Origin of the sequence: Streptomyces sp. GD-15H, from assembly GCF_045291515.1 — a bacterium.
Lineage (GTDB): Bacteria > Actinomycetota > Actinomycetes > Streptomycetales > Streptomycetaceae > Streptomyces.
This window is the reverse complement of the sequence record NZ_CP149447.1, coordinates 2,525,001-2,542,304: the sequence shown is the minus strand read 5'-3', so window position 1 is coordinate 2,542,304 and position 17,304 is coordinate 2,525,001. Positions and strand designations below refer to the sequence as shown.

The window sequence follows — 17,304 nt, the reverse complement described above, 5'->3', positions numbered from 1 at the left end:
GTCAGACATGGTCGTACTGGTCGCATCGGTTCTCTGCCGCGCGGCGCCTCGGAGAAGAGCCGCGACGGACCCCTCGGCGTCCGCCCCCGACCCCACCGGTCCGGAAGAACCGATACCGGTGACCGTCAGAGGACCTCCTCCGCCACGAGTCCCGTCTGCACCAACGGCCTTCCCCGCCGTCGGGACACGAACACGCCCCGCCCCGCGGGCATCGGCCGCGGCCGGACCCCGCCCAGGACGTCGCCCTCGGCCGGGTCGCCCGCCAGCACAACGCCCTGGGCTCCCAGCTCCTTGATGCGCTGCATGAAGGCCTCGTACGAGGCGCGACTCGCGCCGGCCGTCGAGCGCGCGATGATGAAGCGCACGCCCACGTCCCGGGCGAACGGCAGCAGTTCCGTCAGGCCGCTGAGCGGGTTGCCGCTCGACGTGGCGACGAGGTCGAAGTCGTCGATGACCACGTACACCGTCGGCCCCTGCCACCAGCTGCGCTCCCGGAGCTGCTGTGCGGTCACGTCGGCGGTGGGAGTGCGGCGCTTCATCAGATCGGCCAGAGCCGCCATGTGGTGCTCCATGGCGTTGGACATCGGAATGTACTCGGCGAGGTGGGAGGCCGGTGTGACGCCCAGCAGGGAACGCCGGTTGTCCACGACGAACAGCTTGCACTCGTCGCCGGAGTAACGCGTCGTCAGCTGCTTGATCAGCAGTCGGAGCAGGTTCGACTTGCCGGATTCGCTCTCGCCGAAGACGAGGAAGAACGGGTCCTGGTCGAAGTCGACGAAGACGGGTTCCAGGTTGTTCTCGTCGAGCGCGAAGGCGATGCCGCGCCTCGGGAAACGGTTGCCCGGAGGCAGCTGCTCCACCGGGAACTCGCGCGGCAGGAGACGGACCTCGGGCGCGCCCGGCGCCTGCCAGTGCCGGGACACCTCGGCCGACAGCGCGGCGGTGGCGTCCGCCAGGTCCGTGTCGGACGTCAGGCCGTCGATGCGCGGCACCGCCGCCATGAAGTGCAGCTTCTGCGGTGCCTGTCCGCGGCCGGGCACCCCGGTGGGGACGTTCGCGGCCACCTTGCGGTCCAGTTCGGAGTCCATCGTGTCGCCGAGCCGCAGCTCCAGCCGGTTCAGCAGACTGTCCTTGAGCGCGGACCGCACCTCCATCGAGCGGGAGGCCGACAGGACCAGGTGGACGCCGTAGCCGAGGCCGCGGGCGGCGATGTCGAGGATCACCTGGTCGAGCGCCTCGTACTCGGTGCGGAAGTTGGCCCAGCCGTCGACGACCAGGAAGACGTCGCCCCACGGCTGGTCGGTGACCGAGATGTCGCCGCGGGCACGCCGGGTCCGGAACTCGGCGATGGAGGAGATGCCCGAGGCCCGGAAGTACTCCTCGCGGCGGGTCAGGATGCCGTAGACCTCCGCCACCGTACGCCGTACCTTCTCCGGGTCCAGTCGCGAGGCGATGCCGCCGACGTGCGGCAGCCCGGCCACCGCGGCCATGCCGCCACCGCCGAAGTCCAGCCCGTAGAACTGCACTTCGTGGGGCGTGTGGGTGAGCGCGAAGGAGCAGATCAGCGAGCGCAGCAGCGTCGACTTGCCGGACTGCGGACCGCCCAGGACCTGCATGTGGCCCGCGGCGCCCGAGAAGTCCACCCACAGCGGGTCACGACGCTGCTCGTACGGCTTGTCGACGAGGCCGACGGGGACCACCAGCCGTCCGGCACCCTCGTAGCCGGGTTGGGTGAGACCCCGGCCCTCCACGGTGGTGAGGCCGGGCAGCAGCGCGTCCAGCGACGGCGGGCTGTCCAGCGGCGGCAGCCACACCTGGTGGGCCGCCGGACCCTGGGCCTCCAGCCGGCGTACGACGACGTCCAGGACGGTGTCCGCCAGCGCGTCGTCCACCTCGTCGGCGCCGTCCGCCGAGTCCGCGCCCTGCCGCGGCACCGGCGCGTACCGCACCGGGACCTCGGCCGCCGTGAACAGCACCGGCCGCCGGTCCAGCGGCAGCGGGCCGTCCGCGGCCCCGGTCCGCTGCGAGCCGGAACGGTAGACGCCGGAGACGTACGCCGCCTTGAAGCGGACCATCTCGTCGGTGCCGAACTTCAGGAAGCCGGACCCGGGCACGTTCGGCAGTTCGTACGCGTCCGGCACGCCCAGCGCCGCCCGCGACTCGGCAGTGGAGAAGGTGCGCAGGCCGATGCGGTACGAGAGGTACGTCTCCAGGCCGCGCAGCCGGCCCTCCTCCAGCCGCTGCGAGGCCAGCAGCAGATGCACCCCCAGCGACCGGCCGATGCGGCCGATCTGCACGAACATGTCGATGAAGTCCGGCTTCGCCGTCAGCAGTTCGCTGAACTCGTCGATGACCAGCAGCAGCGAGGGGATGGGCTGGAGCGGCGCGCCCGCCGCGCGCGCCTTCTCGTAGTCGTGGATGTTGGCGTAGTTGCCCGCGTCGCGCAGCATCTCCTGGCGGCGGTTGAGTTCGCCGCGGATGGAGTCGCCCATGCGGTCGACGAGGGTGAGGTCGTCCGCCAGGTTGGTGATCACGGCCGCCACGTGCGGCATCTGTGCCATACCCGCGAAGGTCGCGCCGCCCTTGAAGTCCGCGAGGACGAAGTTCAGGGTCTCGGAGGAGTGGGTGACCGCGAGCCCCAGCACCAGCGTGCGCAGCAGTTCCGACTTGCCGGAACCCGTGGCGCCCACGCACAGGCCGTGCGGGCCCATGCCCTCCTGGGCCGCCTCCTTGATGTCGAGCATCACCGGACGGCCGTCCTCGCCGACGCCGATCGGCACCCGCAGCCGTTCCGCCTGGGACCGCGGCCGCCAGGTGCGCCGGGTGTCGACGGAGGCGGCGTCGCCCAGGTTCAGCAGATCCGTGAACTCCAGGTTCGCCAGCAACGGTTCGTCGTCGTCCCCGCCCGAGAGCATGCGCAGCGGCGCCAACTGCCGGGCCAGCGCCTCCGCGGACTCGTACGACAGGTCGTCGGGCGTCCCCTCGTAGACGACACCGTGCGCCGACTCCAGGCGCAGCGAACGCGGCCGTACGAGGACGGAGAGGTCACCGTGGGTGCCGGCCGGCTCGCCCTCGACCAGCTCGACGACCGTCACGCCCTGCAGACCCTCGGGGTTCGCCAGCATGGAGTCCGGCGGGAGGGACACGCCGTCGAGGACGACGACGAGGTGCGGGGTGTCCGGCAGGGGTGCGCCGTTCGGGTGGAAGCGGGGACGACCGCTCAGTCGTGAAGCCAGGAGGACCTCGAGCTCGTGGGGATCGCCGCTGATCAGACGGCGGGAGCCGGCGCCGTCCGCGACACCGGCCAGCTGCGCGTGCGGCAGCCACTTGGCCCATTCCCAGTGCCGTATTGCCTCCCTGCCCGCCGCGACCGCGACGATCAGGTCCTCGGGGGAGTGCAGCGAGGCGAGCGAACCGGTCAGAGCACGGGCGGAGGACCGTACGGAATCCGGTTCGCCACCGAGCACGACGTGGTAGAAGGCGCGCAGGGAGACCGCCATCGGCAGGTCGTCCAAGGTGCTGTGGACCGCGACGAATCGCTGCATCGCGCCGGCTGTCAGCGGCTCCAGCTGATCGACCGGGCCCGTCTCGGGGGCGACCAGCGGGGTGGACAGGGACTGCGGACCGAGGCCGATGCGGACCTGCGCGAAGTCCTCGTCGCCCGGCCGCCGTTCCCACACCCGGCTGCCCTCGGCGACCAGAGCCCACAGCTGCTCCGGGGAGGGGTGGAGGTAGTACTGGGCGTCACGCTGCGCCTTCGCCGTCTCCAGGGTGGTCCGGCGGGTCCGCGACAGGTAACTCAGGTAGTCACGGCGCAGATCGGCGAGCTGACCCTGGGAACCGCGACGGAAGCGGACCACCATCGCGATCGACATGGCGATCGTCGACGCGATCATCACCATGCCCATGATGCGCATGAACGGCTGCCCGCTCGTGAAGAAGAAGACGACCGAGCCGCCCATGCCGAGCGTCGGCAACAGCTGCATCAGCACGCTTTCCTGATGCCCCCGAGGCAGTTCGGGCGGTGGCTGCACGACCACCTCGCCCGTGGGAACTTCCGGCGGCAGCGCCCTGGGCGGACGCTTGACGACGATCTGGCTCACTGCTCACCAATCCCCTTGCCGGCCCGCCGAGTTCCCGTCCGCCGCCCCGTGTCGGGCGGACGAGGGCCGCCGCGCGATCCTACTGATCTCATCACACACCGGCGGGCGGTAGGGTGCCGAATGTTCCCGTGAGGACACGCGAACCCGCCGGATGCACGGGGCGTTCCGTGCGGGGTGCGCGGTACGGCGACTCCGGGTCCTGCCCGGAGTTCCCGTCCGCCCCGTACAGCCCGTACAGCCCCGTCCTGCGGCGGACGCCGGGAAAGAGGCGCAGGACCTTCACACCGCAGACACAGCAGCACTGAGGGGGAACAGCACGTGAGCATGACGGCCTCCACGGCGGCCACCGGCGCGGGCGAACCCGGCCAGGCGGCCCCGTCCGGGGCGTTGCCGGGGCTCGGCTTCTGCCGGGTCACCATCGTCGCGCCCGACAGCCGGATCGACGTGGCACTGCCCGACGACGTACCGGTGGCCGACGTCTACCCCGAGATCCTCAGGCTCTCCCGGCAGACGGCCGCCGAGGGCGCCCCGGTCGGCTACCACCTGGTCCGGCGGGACGGCACCGTCCTCGACAGTTCCCGGTCCTTCGCGGCGCAACGCGTCCTCGACGGCGAACTCCTCACCCTTCGTCCCTTCGCCGAGTCGCTCCCGCCGGCCGTCGTCGACGACGTCTCCGAAGCGGTCGCCTCCGCGGTGACCCGGGACCGCTCCCTGTGGCACGGCGACCTCACACGTGCCGCGGGCCTGGTCGGCGGTGGCGTGCTGCCCGCCCTGCTCGCGTTCGTCGCCTGGAACGCCGACCCGCGGCACGACATGCACGGCCTGCCCGGCATCCTCGCGGGCATCGCCGGATTCCTCCTCGTCGTTCTCGGCTGTGTCCGCGCCCGCGTCTACGACGACCGGGCCACCGCCGTCGCGCTGGGCCTCGGCGCACTCCCCAACATGGGGGTGGCCGGCTCCGGCCTGCTGTCGCTCTCCGAGGGGCAGGGCGTCGGGAAGCTCCAGTTCCTGCTCGCCTGCGCGGCCGTGCTGGTGGCCTCGGTGATCCTCGTCCTGTGCTCTCCGCGTGGTGACGGCCCGTTCGTGGCCTTCGTGGCCGCCTCGGGTCTCGCCCTGGTCACCACTTTCGTGGCGCTCCTGAGGGACTGGACGCCGGCCGAGATCGCCGCTCTGTGCGCCGCTGTCGCCATCGGCGCCCTGGCCTTCCTGCCGGGCATGTCCATGCGTTTCGCGCGTCTGCCCATCGGCTTCGAGGCGCCGCACACCACCTCGCGCGCTTACGGCACCGACCCCGAGCCCCATGGACCGGTGGACGCCGAACGCATCGAGGCCCAGGCCCGCCGCGGCCACGAACTCCTCGTCGGCCTGGTCGGCGGCTGCGCGCTGCTCGCGGTCGGCTCCGCCCTCGTGCTCAGCTTCTCCGACGACCTCTGGGCGCGGCTGCTGGCCCTGGCCACCGGAATCGCGCTGCTCATGCGCGCGCAGTTGTTCCGCTACACCGCGCAGGTCGCCACCCTGCTGGCCGCGGGGCTCGGCTCCCTGGTCGCGCTCGGTCTCGGCCTGGCGCTCAACCCGCCGGACGCCCTGATCCGTGAGGCGTTGACGGGGGACCGGACCGCCCTCGACGTCCGTACGATCTGGCTGGTCGCGGCCATCGCGGCGGCATCAGCGCTGATCACCGCGATCGGCCTGGTGGCCTCACGCAGCGGGCTCACGCCCTTCTGGGGCCGCTTCCTGGAGATCGCCGAGGGCTTCGTACTGCTCACACTGGTGCCGCTGACGCTCGCCGTCTTCGACGTGTACGCGTCAGTTCGGTCGATGACCGGCTGACGCGCGACGTCCGGGAGGGCGCACACGCGCGTGCGCGCTCCCGGACGCGTACGGCGGTCACTCCGCCTCGGGACCCGCCGGCTCCAGGTCGAACTCCCCGTCCCGCGCGCCCAGCACGAACGCCCGCCACTCCGCCTCCGTGTACCGGAGCACGGTGTCCGGGTCGAGGGAGGACCGCATGGCCACCGCGCCGTCGGGCAGGTAGGCGATCTCGACCCGCTCCTCGTGCTCCTCCGTACCCGGCGCGCTGTGCCATTCGACGCCGGAGATGTCGAGGGCGTAGAGCTCGTCCTTCTCCCGCTCCTTGCGTGCCTTGATCTCCTCAGCCGTCTCCGCCATGTCGCAGCGACCCCTTCCCGACGTGTGGATGGTCCGATGACCGGTTCGACGACCGGTACGAGCGCTCACCCTAGTAGCCCCCCACGTCCCACCTGGGCGGTTCCGCGGACCGTGGTAAAAGGGCCCGGCACCGGCTGGTACCCTGAGTGACGGACGTATGTGTGCTGTGTGCGCGCCTCGGAGCCCCGCTCCAAAGGCCGCGCCCAGCGGATCCCGCCTTCCGAGTCATGGAAGATCCCCCGAGGTGAAGACCGGGGGCGCTCGGTGGCCATTCACAGACCATGAGGAGTACGCGTGTCGCTCGACGCCGCTACGAAGAACCAGATCATCTCCGACTTCCGCACCAAGGAAGGTGACACCGGCTCCCCCGAGGTCCAGGTCGCCCTCCTGTCGCGTCGGATCTCCGACCTGACGGAGCACCTCAAGACCCACAAGCACGACCACCACTCCCGTCGTGGTCTGCTCATCCTGGTCGGCCAGCGGCGCCGGCTGCTGCAGTACCTCGCCAAGAAGGACATCCAGCGCTTCCGTGCGCTGGTCGACCGCCTCGGCATCCGTCGTGGTGCGGCGGGCGCCAAGTAGGACGCCGTGACGGGAGCGGTGCCCCTGGGGAAAGGGGACCGCTCCCTTTGCTGTACGTGCGGAGTGTCACCACCTCTTTGTAGTGTGGTAGCACAACACAAGAGCACCGAATCGCTGTGACGACCGGTACCGCACCAGGTCACCGCCGTCACAGGCACCACCCCCGACGTCTCCTCAGACGTCATGACGTACGAGGAGAAGCGCACCTCGCCGCCGCCGGTCCTCGGTAGTGGCCCCCGGGAGAGTGAACCCGGGGGCTTCGATCGAAGACCGGCCCGCACCAGACGGCGCGCTTCTCCGCCATCGTCCCCCCGCCACACGGGCGAGGAGGGACGAAAGACGACAAGTAACGGAGAGAACACTGGTGGAGAACGAGACCCACTACGCCGAGGCCGTCATCGACAACGGCTCCTTCGGCACCCGCACCGTCCGCTTCGAGACGGGCCGCCTCGCCCGGCAGGCCGCAGGTTCCGCCGTGGCGTACCTGGACGACGACACCATGGTGCTGTCGGCCACCACCGCCTCCAAGAACCCCAAGGACCAGCTCGACTTCTTCCCCCTGACGGTGGACGTCGAGGAGCGGATGTACGCGGCCGGCAAGATCCCCGGCTCCTTCTTCCGCCGGGAGGGCCGGCCCTCCGAGGACGCGATCCTCACCTGCCGTCTCATCGACCGCCCGCTGCGCCCGTCCTTCAAGAAGGGCCTGCGCAACGAGATCCAGGTCGTCGCCACCGTCATGGCGCTCAACCCCGACCACCTGTACGACGTCGTGGCGATCAACGCCGCCTCCGCGTCCACGCAGCTGGCCGGTCTGCCCTTCTCCGGCCCGATCGGCGGCGTCCGCGTCGCGCTGATCCGCGGCCAGTGGGTGGCCTTCCCGACGCACACCGAGCTCGAGGACGCCGTCTTCGACATGGTCGTCGCGGGCCGCGCCCTGGAGGACGGCGACGTCGCGATCATGATGGTCGAGGCCGAGGCCACCGAGCAGACCGTCAAGCTGGTCGAGGGCGGTGCCGAGGCCCCCACCGAGGAGATCGTCGCCGCCGGTCTGGACGCCGCGAAGCCCTTCATCAAGGTCCTCTGCAAGGCGCAGGCCGACCTCGCCGCGAAGGCCGCCAAGCCGACCGGTGAGTTCCCGATCTTCCTGGACTACCAGGACGACGTCCTGGAGGCGCTGACCGGCGCCGTCCGCCCCGAGCTCGCCCAGGCGCTCACCATCGCCGGCAAGCAGGAGCGCGAGGCCGAGCTGGACCGCGTCAAGCAGCTCGCCGCCGAGAAGCTCCTGCCGGAGTTCGAGGGCCGCGAGAAGGAGATCTCCGCCGCGTACCGCTCGCTGACCAAGTCCCTGGTCCGTGAGCGCGTCATCAAGGAGAAGAAGCGCATCGACGGCCGCGGAGTCACCGACATCCGCACCCTGGCCGCCGAGGTCGAGGCCATCCCGCGGGTGCACGGTTCCGCGCTGTTCGAGCGTGGCGAGACCCAGATCCTGGGCGTCACCACCCTCAACATGCTCCGTATGGAGCAGCAGTTGGACACCCTCTCCCCGGTGACCCGCAAGCGCTACATGCACAACTACAACTTCCCGCCGTACTCCGTCGGCGAGACCGGCCGCGTCGGCTCCCCCAAGCGCCGCGAGATCGGCCACGGCGCCCTCGCCGAGCGCGCCATCGTGCCGGTGCTGCCGACGCGCGAGGAGTTCCCGTACGCGATCCGTCAGGTGTCCGAGGCCCTCGGCTCCAACGGCTCGACGTCCATGGGCTCGGTCTGCGCCTCCACCATGTCGCTGCTGAACGCCGGTGTGCCGCTCAAGGCCCCCGTCGCCGGTATCGCCATGGGCCTGATCTCCCAGGAGATCAACGGCGAGACGCACTACGTCGCCCTCACCGACATCCTCGGTGCGGAGGACGCCTTCGGCGACATGGACTTCAAGGTCGCCGGCACCAAGGAGTTCGTGACCGCCCTCCAGCTCGACACCAAGCTGGACGGCATCCCGGCCTCCGTCCTGGCCGCCGCTCTCAAGCAGGCCCGTGACGCCCGCCTCCACATCCTCGACGTGATGATGGAAGCGATCGACACGCCGGACGAGATGTCCCCGAACGCGCCGCGGATCATCACCGTGAAGATCCCGGTCGACAAGATCGGTGAGGTCATCGGTCCCAAGGGCAAGATGATCAACCAGATCCAGGAGGACACCGGCGCCGAGATCACCATCGAGGACGACGGCACCATCTACATCGGTGCCGCCGACGGCCCGGCCGCCGAGGCCGCCCGCACCACGATCAACGGCATCGCCAACCCGACGATGCCCGAGGTCGGCGAGCGCTACCTGGGCACGGTCGTGAAGACGACCACCTTCGGCGCGTTCGTCTCCCTGCTGCCCGGCAAGGACGGTCTGCTGCACATCTCGCAGATCCGCAAGCTGGCCGGCGGCAAGCGCGTGGAGAACGTCGAGGACGTGCTCGGCGTGGGCGCCAAGGTCCAGGTCGAGATCGCCGAGATCGACTCCCGCGGCAAGCTCTCCCTCATCCCCGTGATCGAGGGCGAGGACGACGAGAAGAAGGCCGACGCCGACCAGTGACGTCCCACGGCTCCAAGGCGACGGCCCGCACCTCCCCGGAGGCGCGGGCCGTCGCCCGTACCCAAACCCTCATCCAGGGCGAGAACGGCATCGGCACCGTCCGTAGGACCACCCTCCCCGGGGGCCTGCGCATCGTCACCGAGACCCTTCCCTCGGTCCGCTCGGCGACTTTCGGCATCTGGGCCCACGTCGGCTCCCGCGACGAGACCCCGGCCCTGAACGGCGCCACCCACTACCTGGAGCACCTGCTCTTCAAGGGCACGCACCGCAGGTCCGCCCTGGACATCTCCTCCGCCATCGACGCCGTCGGCGGTGAGATGAACGCCTTCACGGCCAAGGAGTACACGTGCTACTACGCGCGCGTGCTCGACACCGACCTGCCGCTCGCCATCGACGTGGTCTGCGACATGCTGACCGGCTCGCGCATCCTCGAGGAGGACGTCGACATCGAGCGCGGTGCGATCCTCGAAGAGATCGCGATGACCGAGGACGACCCCGCCGACTGCGTGCACGACCTGTTCGCGCACACCATGTTCGGCGACAACCCGCTGGGCCGTCCGATCCTCGGCACGGTCGACACGGTCAACGCCCTCACCGCCGACCGCATCCGCCGCTTCTACAAGAAGCACTACGACCCGACCCACCTCGTGGTCGCCTGCGCCGGCAACATCGACCACGACCAGGTCGTACGCCAGGTCCGCACCGCGTTCGAGGAGGCCGGCGCCGTCAAGGACCTCGACGCCCAGCCGATCGCCCCGCGCGGCGGACGGCGCGCGCTGCGCACCGCCGGCCGTGTCGAACTGATCGACCGCAGCACCGAGCAGGCGCACGTCATCCTCGGCATGCCGGGTTTGTCCCGTACCGACGAGCGCCGGTGGGCCCTCGGCGTGCTCAACACCGCCCTCGGCGGCAGCATGTCCTCCCGCCTGTTCCAGGAGGTCCGGGAAAAGCGCGGCCTGGCCTACAGCGTGTACTCGTACACCTCCGGCTTCGCCGACTGCGGCCTGTTCGGCGTGTACGCCGGGTGCAGGCCGTCCCAGGTGCACGACGTGCTGAAGATCTGCCGCGACGAACTCGACCAGGTCGCCCGGCACAGCCTGGCCGACGACGAGATACGGCACGCCGTCGGCCAGCTCCAGGGCTCCACCGTCCTCGGCCTGGAGGACACCGGCGCGCTGATGAACCGTATCGGCAAGAGCGAAATGTGCTGGGGTGAGCAGATGTCGGTCGATGACATGCTGGACCGGATAGCCTCGGTCACACCGGACGACGTCCGCGCGGTCGCCCGCGACATCCTGGGTCAGCGGCCCTCGCTGTCGGTCATCGGCCCACTCAAGGACAAGCAGGCCTCCCGGCTGCACGACACCGTCGCCTAGCGGCCCAGCCCAGGCTCCAGGCCCCGACGACCCCAACCCTCCACGGTCCCCGGTCCTCCCGACCCTCCCCGGTAAGGAAGCAAGGAAATGAGCAAGCTGCGCGTGGCGGTCCTCGGCGCCAAGGGCCGGATCGGGTCCGAGGCGGTACGGGCCGTCGAGGCCGCCGACGACATGGAACTGGTGGCCGCACTCGGCCGGGGCGACCGGCTGGAGACCCTCGCCGAGACCGGGGCCCAGGTCGCCGTCGAACTGACCACCCCGGCCTCGGTCATGGGCAACCTGGACTTCTGCGTACGCCACGGCATTCACGCGGTCGTCGGCACCACCGGTTGGACCGACGACCGCCTCGCACAGCTGACGGGCTGGCTCGAGCAGTTCCCGGAGACGGGCGTGCTCATCGCACCGAACTTCTCCATCGGCGCCGTGCTGACCATGAAGTTCGCGCAGATCGCCGCCCCGTACTTCGAGTCCGTCGAGGTCGTCGAACTGCACCATCCCAACAAGGTGGACGCCCCCAGCGGCACCGCCACCCGCACCGCCCAGCTCATCGCCGAGGCCCGCCGCAAGGCCGGCAGCGCCCCCGCCCCGGACGCCACGGTCACCGCCCTGGACGGCGCCCGCGGCGCCGATGTGGACGGGGTCCCGGTGCATGCCGTCCGGCTGCGCGGCCTGCTGGCCCACCAGGAGGTCCTGCTCGGCGGTGAGGGGGAGACCCTCACCGTCCGCCACGACTCCCTGCACCACAGCAGCTTCATGCCGGGCATCCTGCTCGGCACCCGCCGTGTGGTGACCACTCCCGGCCTGACCTTCGGCCTGGAACACTTCCTCGACCTGAACTGAGCACGAGCCCGACCCCATGCGCGCGAAGATCTCCTACGCCGTCACGGCCGCCGTCCTGGTCGTCTACTTCGTCCTGGTCGGCAGCCGCGGCGTGCTGCTCATCCAGGCCGGTACGCCCCTCACCGTCACCTTCGGCGTGGCGGTGCTCATCCTGCCGGTCATCGGCGTGTGGTTCCTGTGGAAGAACACCGAGTTCGTCCGCAACGCCAACCGGCTCGCCGCCGAACTCGACGCCCAGGGCGGACTGCCCGCGGACGAGCTGAAGCGCCTGCCCAGCGGCCGTGTGGACCGGGACTCGGCCGACGAGGTCTTCGCCCGGCGCAAGGCCGAGACGGAGGACGCCCCCGACGACTGGCGCAGTTGGTTCCGGCTCGCCGTCGCCTACCACGACGCCCGCGACACCGCGCGCGCCCGCAAGGCGATGCAACGGGCGATCGCCCTGCGCAAGACCACCCCCTGACGCCGCGACAAAAGAGCCGGGGCCGGTCCGCGCGTGCGGACCGGCCCCGGCTCATGACGACATGCAGACCGGCCCAAAGGGCAGGGTCAGTCCCTCCGGTACTCGTCGGCCCAGACCTCCACCGAGTCGGCCGCCCGGTCGAAGGCCGGGCCCCGCCCCAGGAAGTCCGCGTTGTGCGAGGTCAGCAGCGGCGGCAGGGCCTCCGCCGCACGCCCCCGCCGGACCAGCAGCAGCGCCTGCCCCTGCACCGTCCGCGGCAACCCCAGCCAGCGCACCGGCTGCTGCACCGTGCGCACCGTGACCACCTGGGCCCACGGCGTTGTACGGGTGCTGAACAGACTCACCTGCCGCAGTCCGTGGGCATTCACCCACGCGCCCATGCGCAGCAGCCGCAGCGCCCAGGCGATGGCGACGAGTGCGAGGGCGAAGACCACACCGGCCGAGGACACCGAGGCCGTCGCGGCGATGATCACCGCCGCGAACAGCACGAACGAGGCGAGCAGCAGCAGTATGGCCGCCGCCCCCACCCGCCACGGCCCCGGACGGTACGGACGCCGCCAGCGGTCACGGTCGTCGTACGGCAGCGCGACATCGTCCGCCGTGTCGAAAGCGCGGTCGGCCGTCAGGAAGGGCAGGGGCACGGCTGGTCCTCACTTGATCCATACGTGGGCTGTGCCCGGTGAGGCTACCGATCTGTGCCACCCCTCACCACCCTCGGGGGTCCGGTTGGAGCCGGAGCCCCCACCCCGGGTGGTTCACCGCGCCCGATTCGGTGCGGGGTTGTTGTCCGGTTCGGCGCTCGGTACAGCGTCCGGTTCGGCGTCCGGTTCAGCGTCCGTCGGACGCCTGTGACTGTTCGGTCCCCGTGGCCGACTGGTCGGTGGACAGCGCGGGCATCCCGATGACCAGGGACCCCACCAGCCCGGCGACGATGCAGAGGCCCAGCAGCCAGCGCCCGGCCAGCTCGCCTGCGGAAGCCCGCTCGCGCGGCGGGGGCGTGACATTGCTGCGGAACCTGTCGGCATTGGCAATGAAGGCGAACGGCACGGATTCCCGTCGACCGAACATCAGTGGTGCTTCTCCCATCGAACCTCGAACGAATCACTCTCATCAACACAAACGAGCGACACAGTCAAAAGGTGCCCAGATGAGGAAATTCCTCGCGGCACGCTCCATCTCTCCGCCATGGCGGGTGCCCCGTAGAGTGGGCGCTGACCTGCAGATGCGATGTGACGGGAAGTGCTCTCTTGACCTCCGCCGACGACCTCCAGCCGTCAACACCCGATGGCGTCACCTTGCGGAGTGACGTCACCGTCGAACTGGTGAAGTCCAGTGCCTCGGACTCGGACGTCCTGTTCGCCGCCCGCGTATCGACCCTCGGTGAGCAGTCCATCGGGGAACTGCAGAAGGACCCGGAGCGCTCCAAGGGTCTGATCAACTACCTGATGCGGGATCGGCACGGGAGCCCGTTCGAGCACAACTCGCTGACGTTCTTCATCAGCGCGCCGATCTTCGTGTTCCGCGAGTTCATGCGCCACCGGGTCGGCTGGTGCCTGCCGGGTGACGCGAGGATCCGCGTCGGCACCAGCAAGAACGGCAAGACCAAGCGCATCGCGGACATCCATCGGGACTGGAAGATCGGTGTGCCCGACTCGATGGGGCGCACGCGCAGACTGAAGTCCTGCCAGAACCTCCTGGCCGACACCATCGACCTGGAGACCGGGCTGGCGGAGAAGGCGCGCATGGTCGACGTCTTCGAGTCCGGCGTGAAGCCGATCCTCAAGGTCTCGACAACCAACGGCAAGGTTCTGCGTTGCACCGCGGACCACCGTGTATGGACGCCGGAAGGCTGGGTCCGCGCCGGCGACCTGCGCGTCGGCGACCGGGTCGGGCGGCTCGGCCGGGTGGGGGCCGGCGAGCGGGGCGGAATCCCGAAGCGCCTGCGCGAGGGGATCCAGATCTGGACCACCGAGCAGCGAGCCGATCTCATCGCGCCCATGGACCTCTGCTACCTCTGCGAGGAGAAGTTCGAGGCGAAGGACCTGGAGCTGGCCCACGTCATCCCCGTGGACGCCGACCTGGCCAAGTCGCTCGACGTCTCGAACCTGCGACCGGCCTGCAAGTCGTGTCACCAGCGGAAGACCAACGGCGAAGGCGTGCCGATGGGAGTGCGCCGCCGCGCCCTCCAGAACGGTGTGCGCTGGGAGGAGGTCGTCTCCGTCGCCCCCGACGGGGAGGAGATGACCTACGACATCTCCATGCCGCCGCCGCACCACAACTTCATCGCGAACGGCTTTGTCGTACACAATTCGTACAACGAGGAGTCCGGGCGCTACCGCGAGCTCCAGCCGGTCTTCTACGTCCCCGGCGAGGACCGCAAGCTGGTCCAGCAGGGCCGCCCCGGCAAGTACGAGTTCGTCGACGGCACCCCCGAGCAGTACAAGGCTGTCACCGACGCCATGGAGGAGTCCTACCGGCAGTCGTACGCTGCCTACCAGGAGATGCTGGCGGCCGGCGTCGCCCGCGAGGTTGCCCGCGCCACCCTCCCGGTCGGTCTCTTCTCCTCGATGTACGCCACGTGCAACGCCCGCTCCCTGATGCATTTCCTCGGCCTGCGCACCCAGCACGAGATGGCGAAGGTGCCGTCCTTCCCGCAGCGGGAGATCGAGATGGTCGGCGAGAAGATGGAGGCCGAGTGGGCCCGGCTCATGCCGCTCACCCACGCCGCCTTCAACGCCAACGGGCGCGTGGCGCCGTAGGTAGCCCGTCCAGCCCGCGTAGCTCCCGCAGCTCCTCGTGTCCGCCGGTAGCGGGCCTTCCTCGCAGGCTGGGCACGCATGTGCTGTCAGCCCTGCGAGGTGCCCGTATTGCGCTATTTAAGGTAATTCATCTAGCCTGATCGAACGGACCCGGCGCTGCCTGAACCCCCGAGCAGACAGTGCCGGGCTCCACCTTTGTCCCACCTTGTCGCCTCCCCCGAGGGCAGACCCCGCCCCAAGCAGCGAGTAGCGTGTAACCCATGGCTCCGACCTCCACTCCGCAGACCCCCTTCGGGCGGGTCCTCACCGCCATGGTCACGCCCTTCACGGCGGACGGCGCACTCGACCTCGACGGCGCACAGCGGCTCGCCACCCACCTGGTGGACGCAGGCAACGACGGCCTGATCGTCAACGGCACCACCGGCGAGTCCCCCACCACCAGCGACGCGGAGAAAGCGGATCTCGTACGGGCGGTCCTGGAGGCGGTAGGAGACCGCGCCCACGTGGTGGCCGGGGTCGGCACCAACGACACCCGCCACAGCATCGAACTGGCCCGCACCGCGGAGCACATCGGCGCACACGGCCTACTGGTCGTCACCCCGTACTACAACAAGCCCCCGCAGGAGGGCCTCTACCGGCACTTCACGGCCATCGCCGATGCCACCGAGCTGCCGGTCATGCTCTACGACATCCCCGGCCGCAGCGGCGTCCCGATCAACACGGAGACGCTCGTCCGCCTGGCCGAGCACCCGCGGATCGTCGCCAACAAGGACGCCAAGGGGGACCTCGGCCGCGCCAGCTGGGCCATCGCCCGCTCGCGCCTCGCCTGGTACTCCGGCGACGACATGCTGAACCTGCCGCTGCTCTCCGTGGGCGCGGTCGGCTTCGTCTCGGTCGTCGGCCACCTCGTCACCCCCGAGCTGCGCGCCCTGGTGGAGGCGTACACCTCGGGAGACGTCCAGAAGGCCACCGAGATCCACCAGAAGCTGCTCCCCGTCTACACCGGCATGTTCCGCACCCAGGGCGTGATGACCACCAAGGCGGCGCTCACCCTGCGGGGCCTGCCCGCCGGGCCCCTGCGCGCCCCCATGGCCGAGTGCACGCCGGAAGAGATCGAGCAGCTCAAGATCGATCTTGCCGCCGGCGGGGTACAGCTCTGACAACAGACTTCGCGCGACCGCTCGCGCAACCTGACTCCACAACTGAATAGGCGGCGGGCCACCGGTGCCCGCGCATCACAACGACAACTGCTTCTGCACGAACGTCATGCGCGCCACGTGCCCCCCGGTACGTGGCGCGTGTGGTGAGGAGAGTCTTTTGAGTCACCCGCATCCTGAACTCGGTTCGCCCCCGCCGCTTCCCGCGAGCGGGCTGCGCGTCACCCCGCTCGGCGGTCTCGGCGAGATCGGCCGCAACATGACGGTCTTCGAGTACGACGGCCGTCTGCTCATCGTCGACTGCGGAGTGCTCTTCCCCGAGGAGGAGCAGCCCGGAATCGACCTGATCCTGCCGGACTTCACGTCCATCCGTGACCGCCTCGACGACATCGAGGGCATCGTCCTCACCCATGGGCACGAGGACCACATCGGCGGTGTTCCGTTCCTTCTCCGTGAGAAGCCGGACATCCCGCTGATCGGCTCCAAGCTGACCCTCGCCCTCATCGAGGCGAAGCTCCAGGAGCACCGCATCCGCCCCTACACCCTGGAGGTCGCCGAGGGGCACCGCGAGCGCATCGGCCCGTTCGACTGCGAGTTCGTCGCGGTCAACCACTCGATCCCCGACGCGCTCGCCGTGGCCATCCGCACCCCCGCCGGCATGGTGGTCCACACCGGCGACTTCAAGATGGACCAGCTTCCGCTGGACAACCGCCTCACGGACCTCCACGCCTTCGCCCGGCTCAGTGAGGAGGGCATCGACCTCCTCCTCTCCGACTCGACGAACGCCGAGGTCCCGGGCTTCGTCCCGCCCGAGCGCGACATCTCCAACGTTCTTCGGCAGGTCTTCGCCGGCGCCCGCAAGCGGATCATCGTGGCCAGCTTCGCCAGCCACGTCCACCGCATCCAGCAGATCCTGGACGCGGCGCACGAGTACGGTCGCCGGGTGGCCTTCGTCGGCCGCTCCATGGTCCGCAACATGGGCATCGCGCGCGACCTCGGCTACCTGAAGGTTCCGCCGGGTCTGGTCGTCGACGTCAAGACGCTGGACGACCTGCCGGACAGCGAAGTGGTCCTGGTGTGCACGGGCTCGCAGGGCGAACCCATGGCCGCCCTGTCCCGGATGGCCAACCGCGACCACCAGATCCGTATCGTCCAGGGCGACACGGTGATCCTCGCGTCGTCGCTCATCCCCGGCAACGAGAACGCGGTCTACCGCGTCATCAACGGCCTGACCCGCTGGGGCGCAAACGTCGTCCACAAGGGCAACGCCAAGGTGCACG

At 70.0% G+C, this 17,304-nt stretch carries 13 protein-coding genes and 1 pseudogene (1 of these 14 cut by a window edge); 10 read left to right on the top strand and 4 right to left on the bottom strand.

Annotation, left to right across the window (positions count from 1 at the left end; translation table 11 throughout):
- Positions 1 to 125 precede the first annotated feature (125 nt).
- Positions 126 to 4,103: a type VII secretion protein EccCa gene (gene eccCa, locus WJ438_RS11850; RefSeq protein ID WP_406725205.1), complete on the bottom strand. Its 3,978-nt coding sequence runs from the start codon at positions 4,101 to 4,103 to the stop codon at positions 126 to 128.
- 324 nt (positions 4,104 to 4,427) lie between these two features.
- Here eccCa and eccD point away from each other — a divergent pair, with 324 nt between their 5' ends.
- A complete protein-coding gene (eccD, locus tag WJ438_RS11845) occupies positions 4,428 to 5,933 on the top strand; it encodes a type VII secretion integral membrane protein EccD (RefSeq protein ID WP_406729657.1) in 1,506 nt (501 codons plus the stop codon).
- A gap of 57 nt (positions 5,934 to 5,990) precedes the next feature.
- Here eccD and WJ438_RS11840 read toward each other — a convergent pair whose 3' ends face one another.
- On the bottom strand, positions 5,991 to 6,272 hold the full coding sequence (locus WJ438_RS11840) for a DUF397 domain-containing protein (protein WP_406725204.1): 282 nt from the start codon (positions 6,270 to 6,272) through the stop codon (positions 5,991 to 5,993).
- 294 nt (positions 6,273 to 6,566) lie between these two features.
- Between WJ438_RS11840 and rpsO the strand changes: the two genes are divergently transcribed.
- The 5 genes from rpsO (at position 6,567) to WJ438_RS11815 (ending at position 12,108) form a co-directional block, all read left to right on the top strand.
- The gene (gene rpsO, locus WJ438_RS11835; protein ID WP_406725203.1) at positions 6,567 to 6,854 is read left to right on the top strand and encodes a 30S ribosomal protein S15; all 288 of its coding nucleotides are present in this window, start codon (positions 6,567 to 6,569) and stop codon (positions 6,852 to 6,854) included.
- A 364-nt stretch (positions 6,855 to 7,218) separates the two neighbouring features.
- Entirely contained in the window at positions 7,219 to 9,432 is a 2,214-nt protein-coding gene (locus WJ438_RS11830) for a polyribonucleotide nucleotidyltransferase (RefSeq protein WP_406725202.1), read from the top strand.
- Entirely contained in the window at positions 9,429 to 10,808 is a 1,380-nt protein-coding gene (locus WJ438_RS11825) for a M16 family metallopeptidase (RefSeq protein ID WP_406725201.1), read from the top strand. The genes WJ438_RS11830 and WJ438_RS11825 overlap by 4 nt, the downstream gene beginning before the upstream one ends.
- An 87-nt stretch (positions 10,809 to 10,895) precedes the next feature.
- Complete coding sequence (gene dapB, locus WJ438_RS11820; RefSeq protein WP_406725200.1) at positions 10,896 to 11,648, top strand: 4-hydroxy-tetrahydrodipicolinate reductase; 753 nt, start codon at positions 10,896 to 10,898, stop codon at positions 11,646 to 11,648.
- Positions 11,649 to 11,664: 16 nt separating this feature from the next.
- Positions 11,665 to 12,108, top strand: a complete 444-nt coding sequence (locus WJ438_RS11815; protein WP_406725199.1) for a hypothetical protein — start codon at positions 11,665 to 11,667, stop codon at positions 12,106 to 12,108.
- A gap of 86 nt (positions 12,109 to 12,194) precedes the next feature.
- On the opposite strand, the gene WJ438_RS11810 is transcribed toward WJ438_RS11815, so the two are convergent.
- Positions 12,195 to 12,749 carry a hypothetical protein gene (locus tag WJ438_RS11810; RefSeq protein WP_406725198.1) on the bottom strand — a complete coding sequence of 185 codons (555 nt, stop codon included), beginning with the start codon at positions 12,747 to 12,749 and terminating at the stop codon, positions 12,195 to 12,197.
- A 187-nt stretch (positions 12,750 to 12,936) separates the two neighbouring features.
- The gene (locus WJ438_RS11805; RefSeq protein WP_406725197.1) at positions 12,937 to 13,176 is read right to left on the bottom strand and encodes a hypothetical protein; all 240 of its coding nucleotides are present in this window, start codon (positions 13,174 to 13,176) and stop codon (positions 12,937 to 12,939) included.
- A 161-nt stretch (positions 13,177 to 13,337) separates the two neighbouring features.
- Here WJ438_RS11805 and WJ438_RS11800 point away from each other — a divergent pair.
- The 4 genes and pseudogenes from WJ438_RS11800 to WJ438_RS11785 form a co-directional block, all read left to right on the top strand.
- A pseudogene (locus WJ438_RS11800) lies at positions 13,338 to 13,640 on the top strand (FAD-dependent thymidylate synthase); the annotation flags it as partial.
- Positions 13,638 to 14,867 carry an FAD-dependent thymidylate synthase gene (thyX, locus tag WJ438_RS11795; protein WP_406729656.1) on the top strand — a complete coding sequence of 410 codons (1,230 nt, stop codon included), beginning with the start codon at positions 13,638 to 13,640 and terminating at the stop codon, positions 14,865 to 14,867. The pseudogene WJ438_RS11800 and the gene thyX, both read left to right, overlap by 3 nt.
- A gap of 260 nt (positions 14,868 to 15,127) precedes the next feature.
- A complete protein-coding gene (dapA, locus tag WJ438_RS11790; protein WP_406725196.1) occupies positions 15,128 to 16,027 on the top strand; it encodes a 4-hydroxy-tetrahydrodipicolinate synthase in 900 nt (299 codons plus the stop codon).
- Between the two features lie 157 nt (positions 16,028 to 16,184).
- Positions 16,185 to 17,304: the 5' portion of a ribonuclease J gene (locus WJ438_RS11785; protein WP_406725195.1), read on the top strand. Its footprint extends 566 nt past the window's final position; only the first 1,120 of its 1,686 coding nucleotides appear in the window; its start codon is at positions 16,185 to 16,187; its stop codon lies off the right edge, out of view.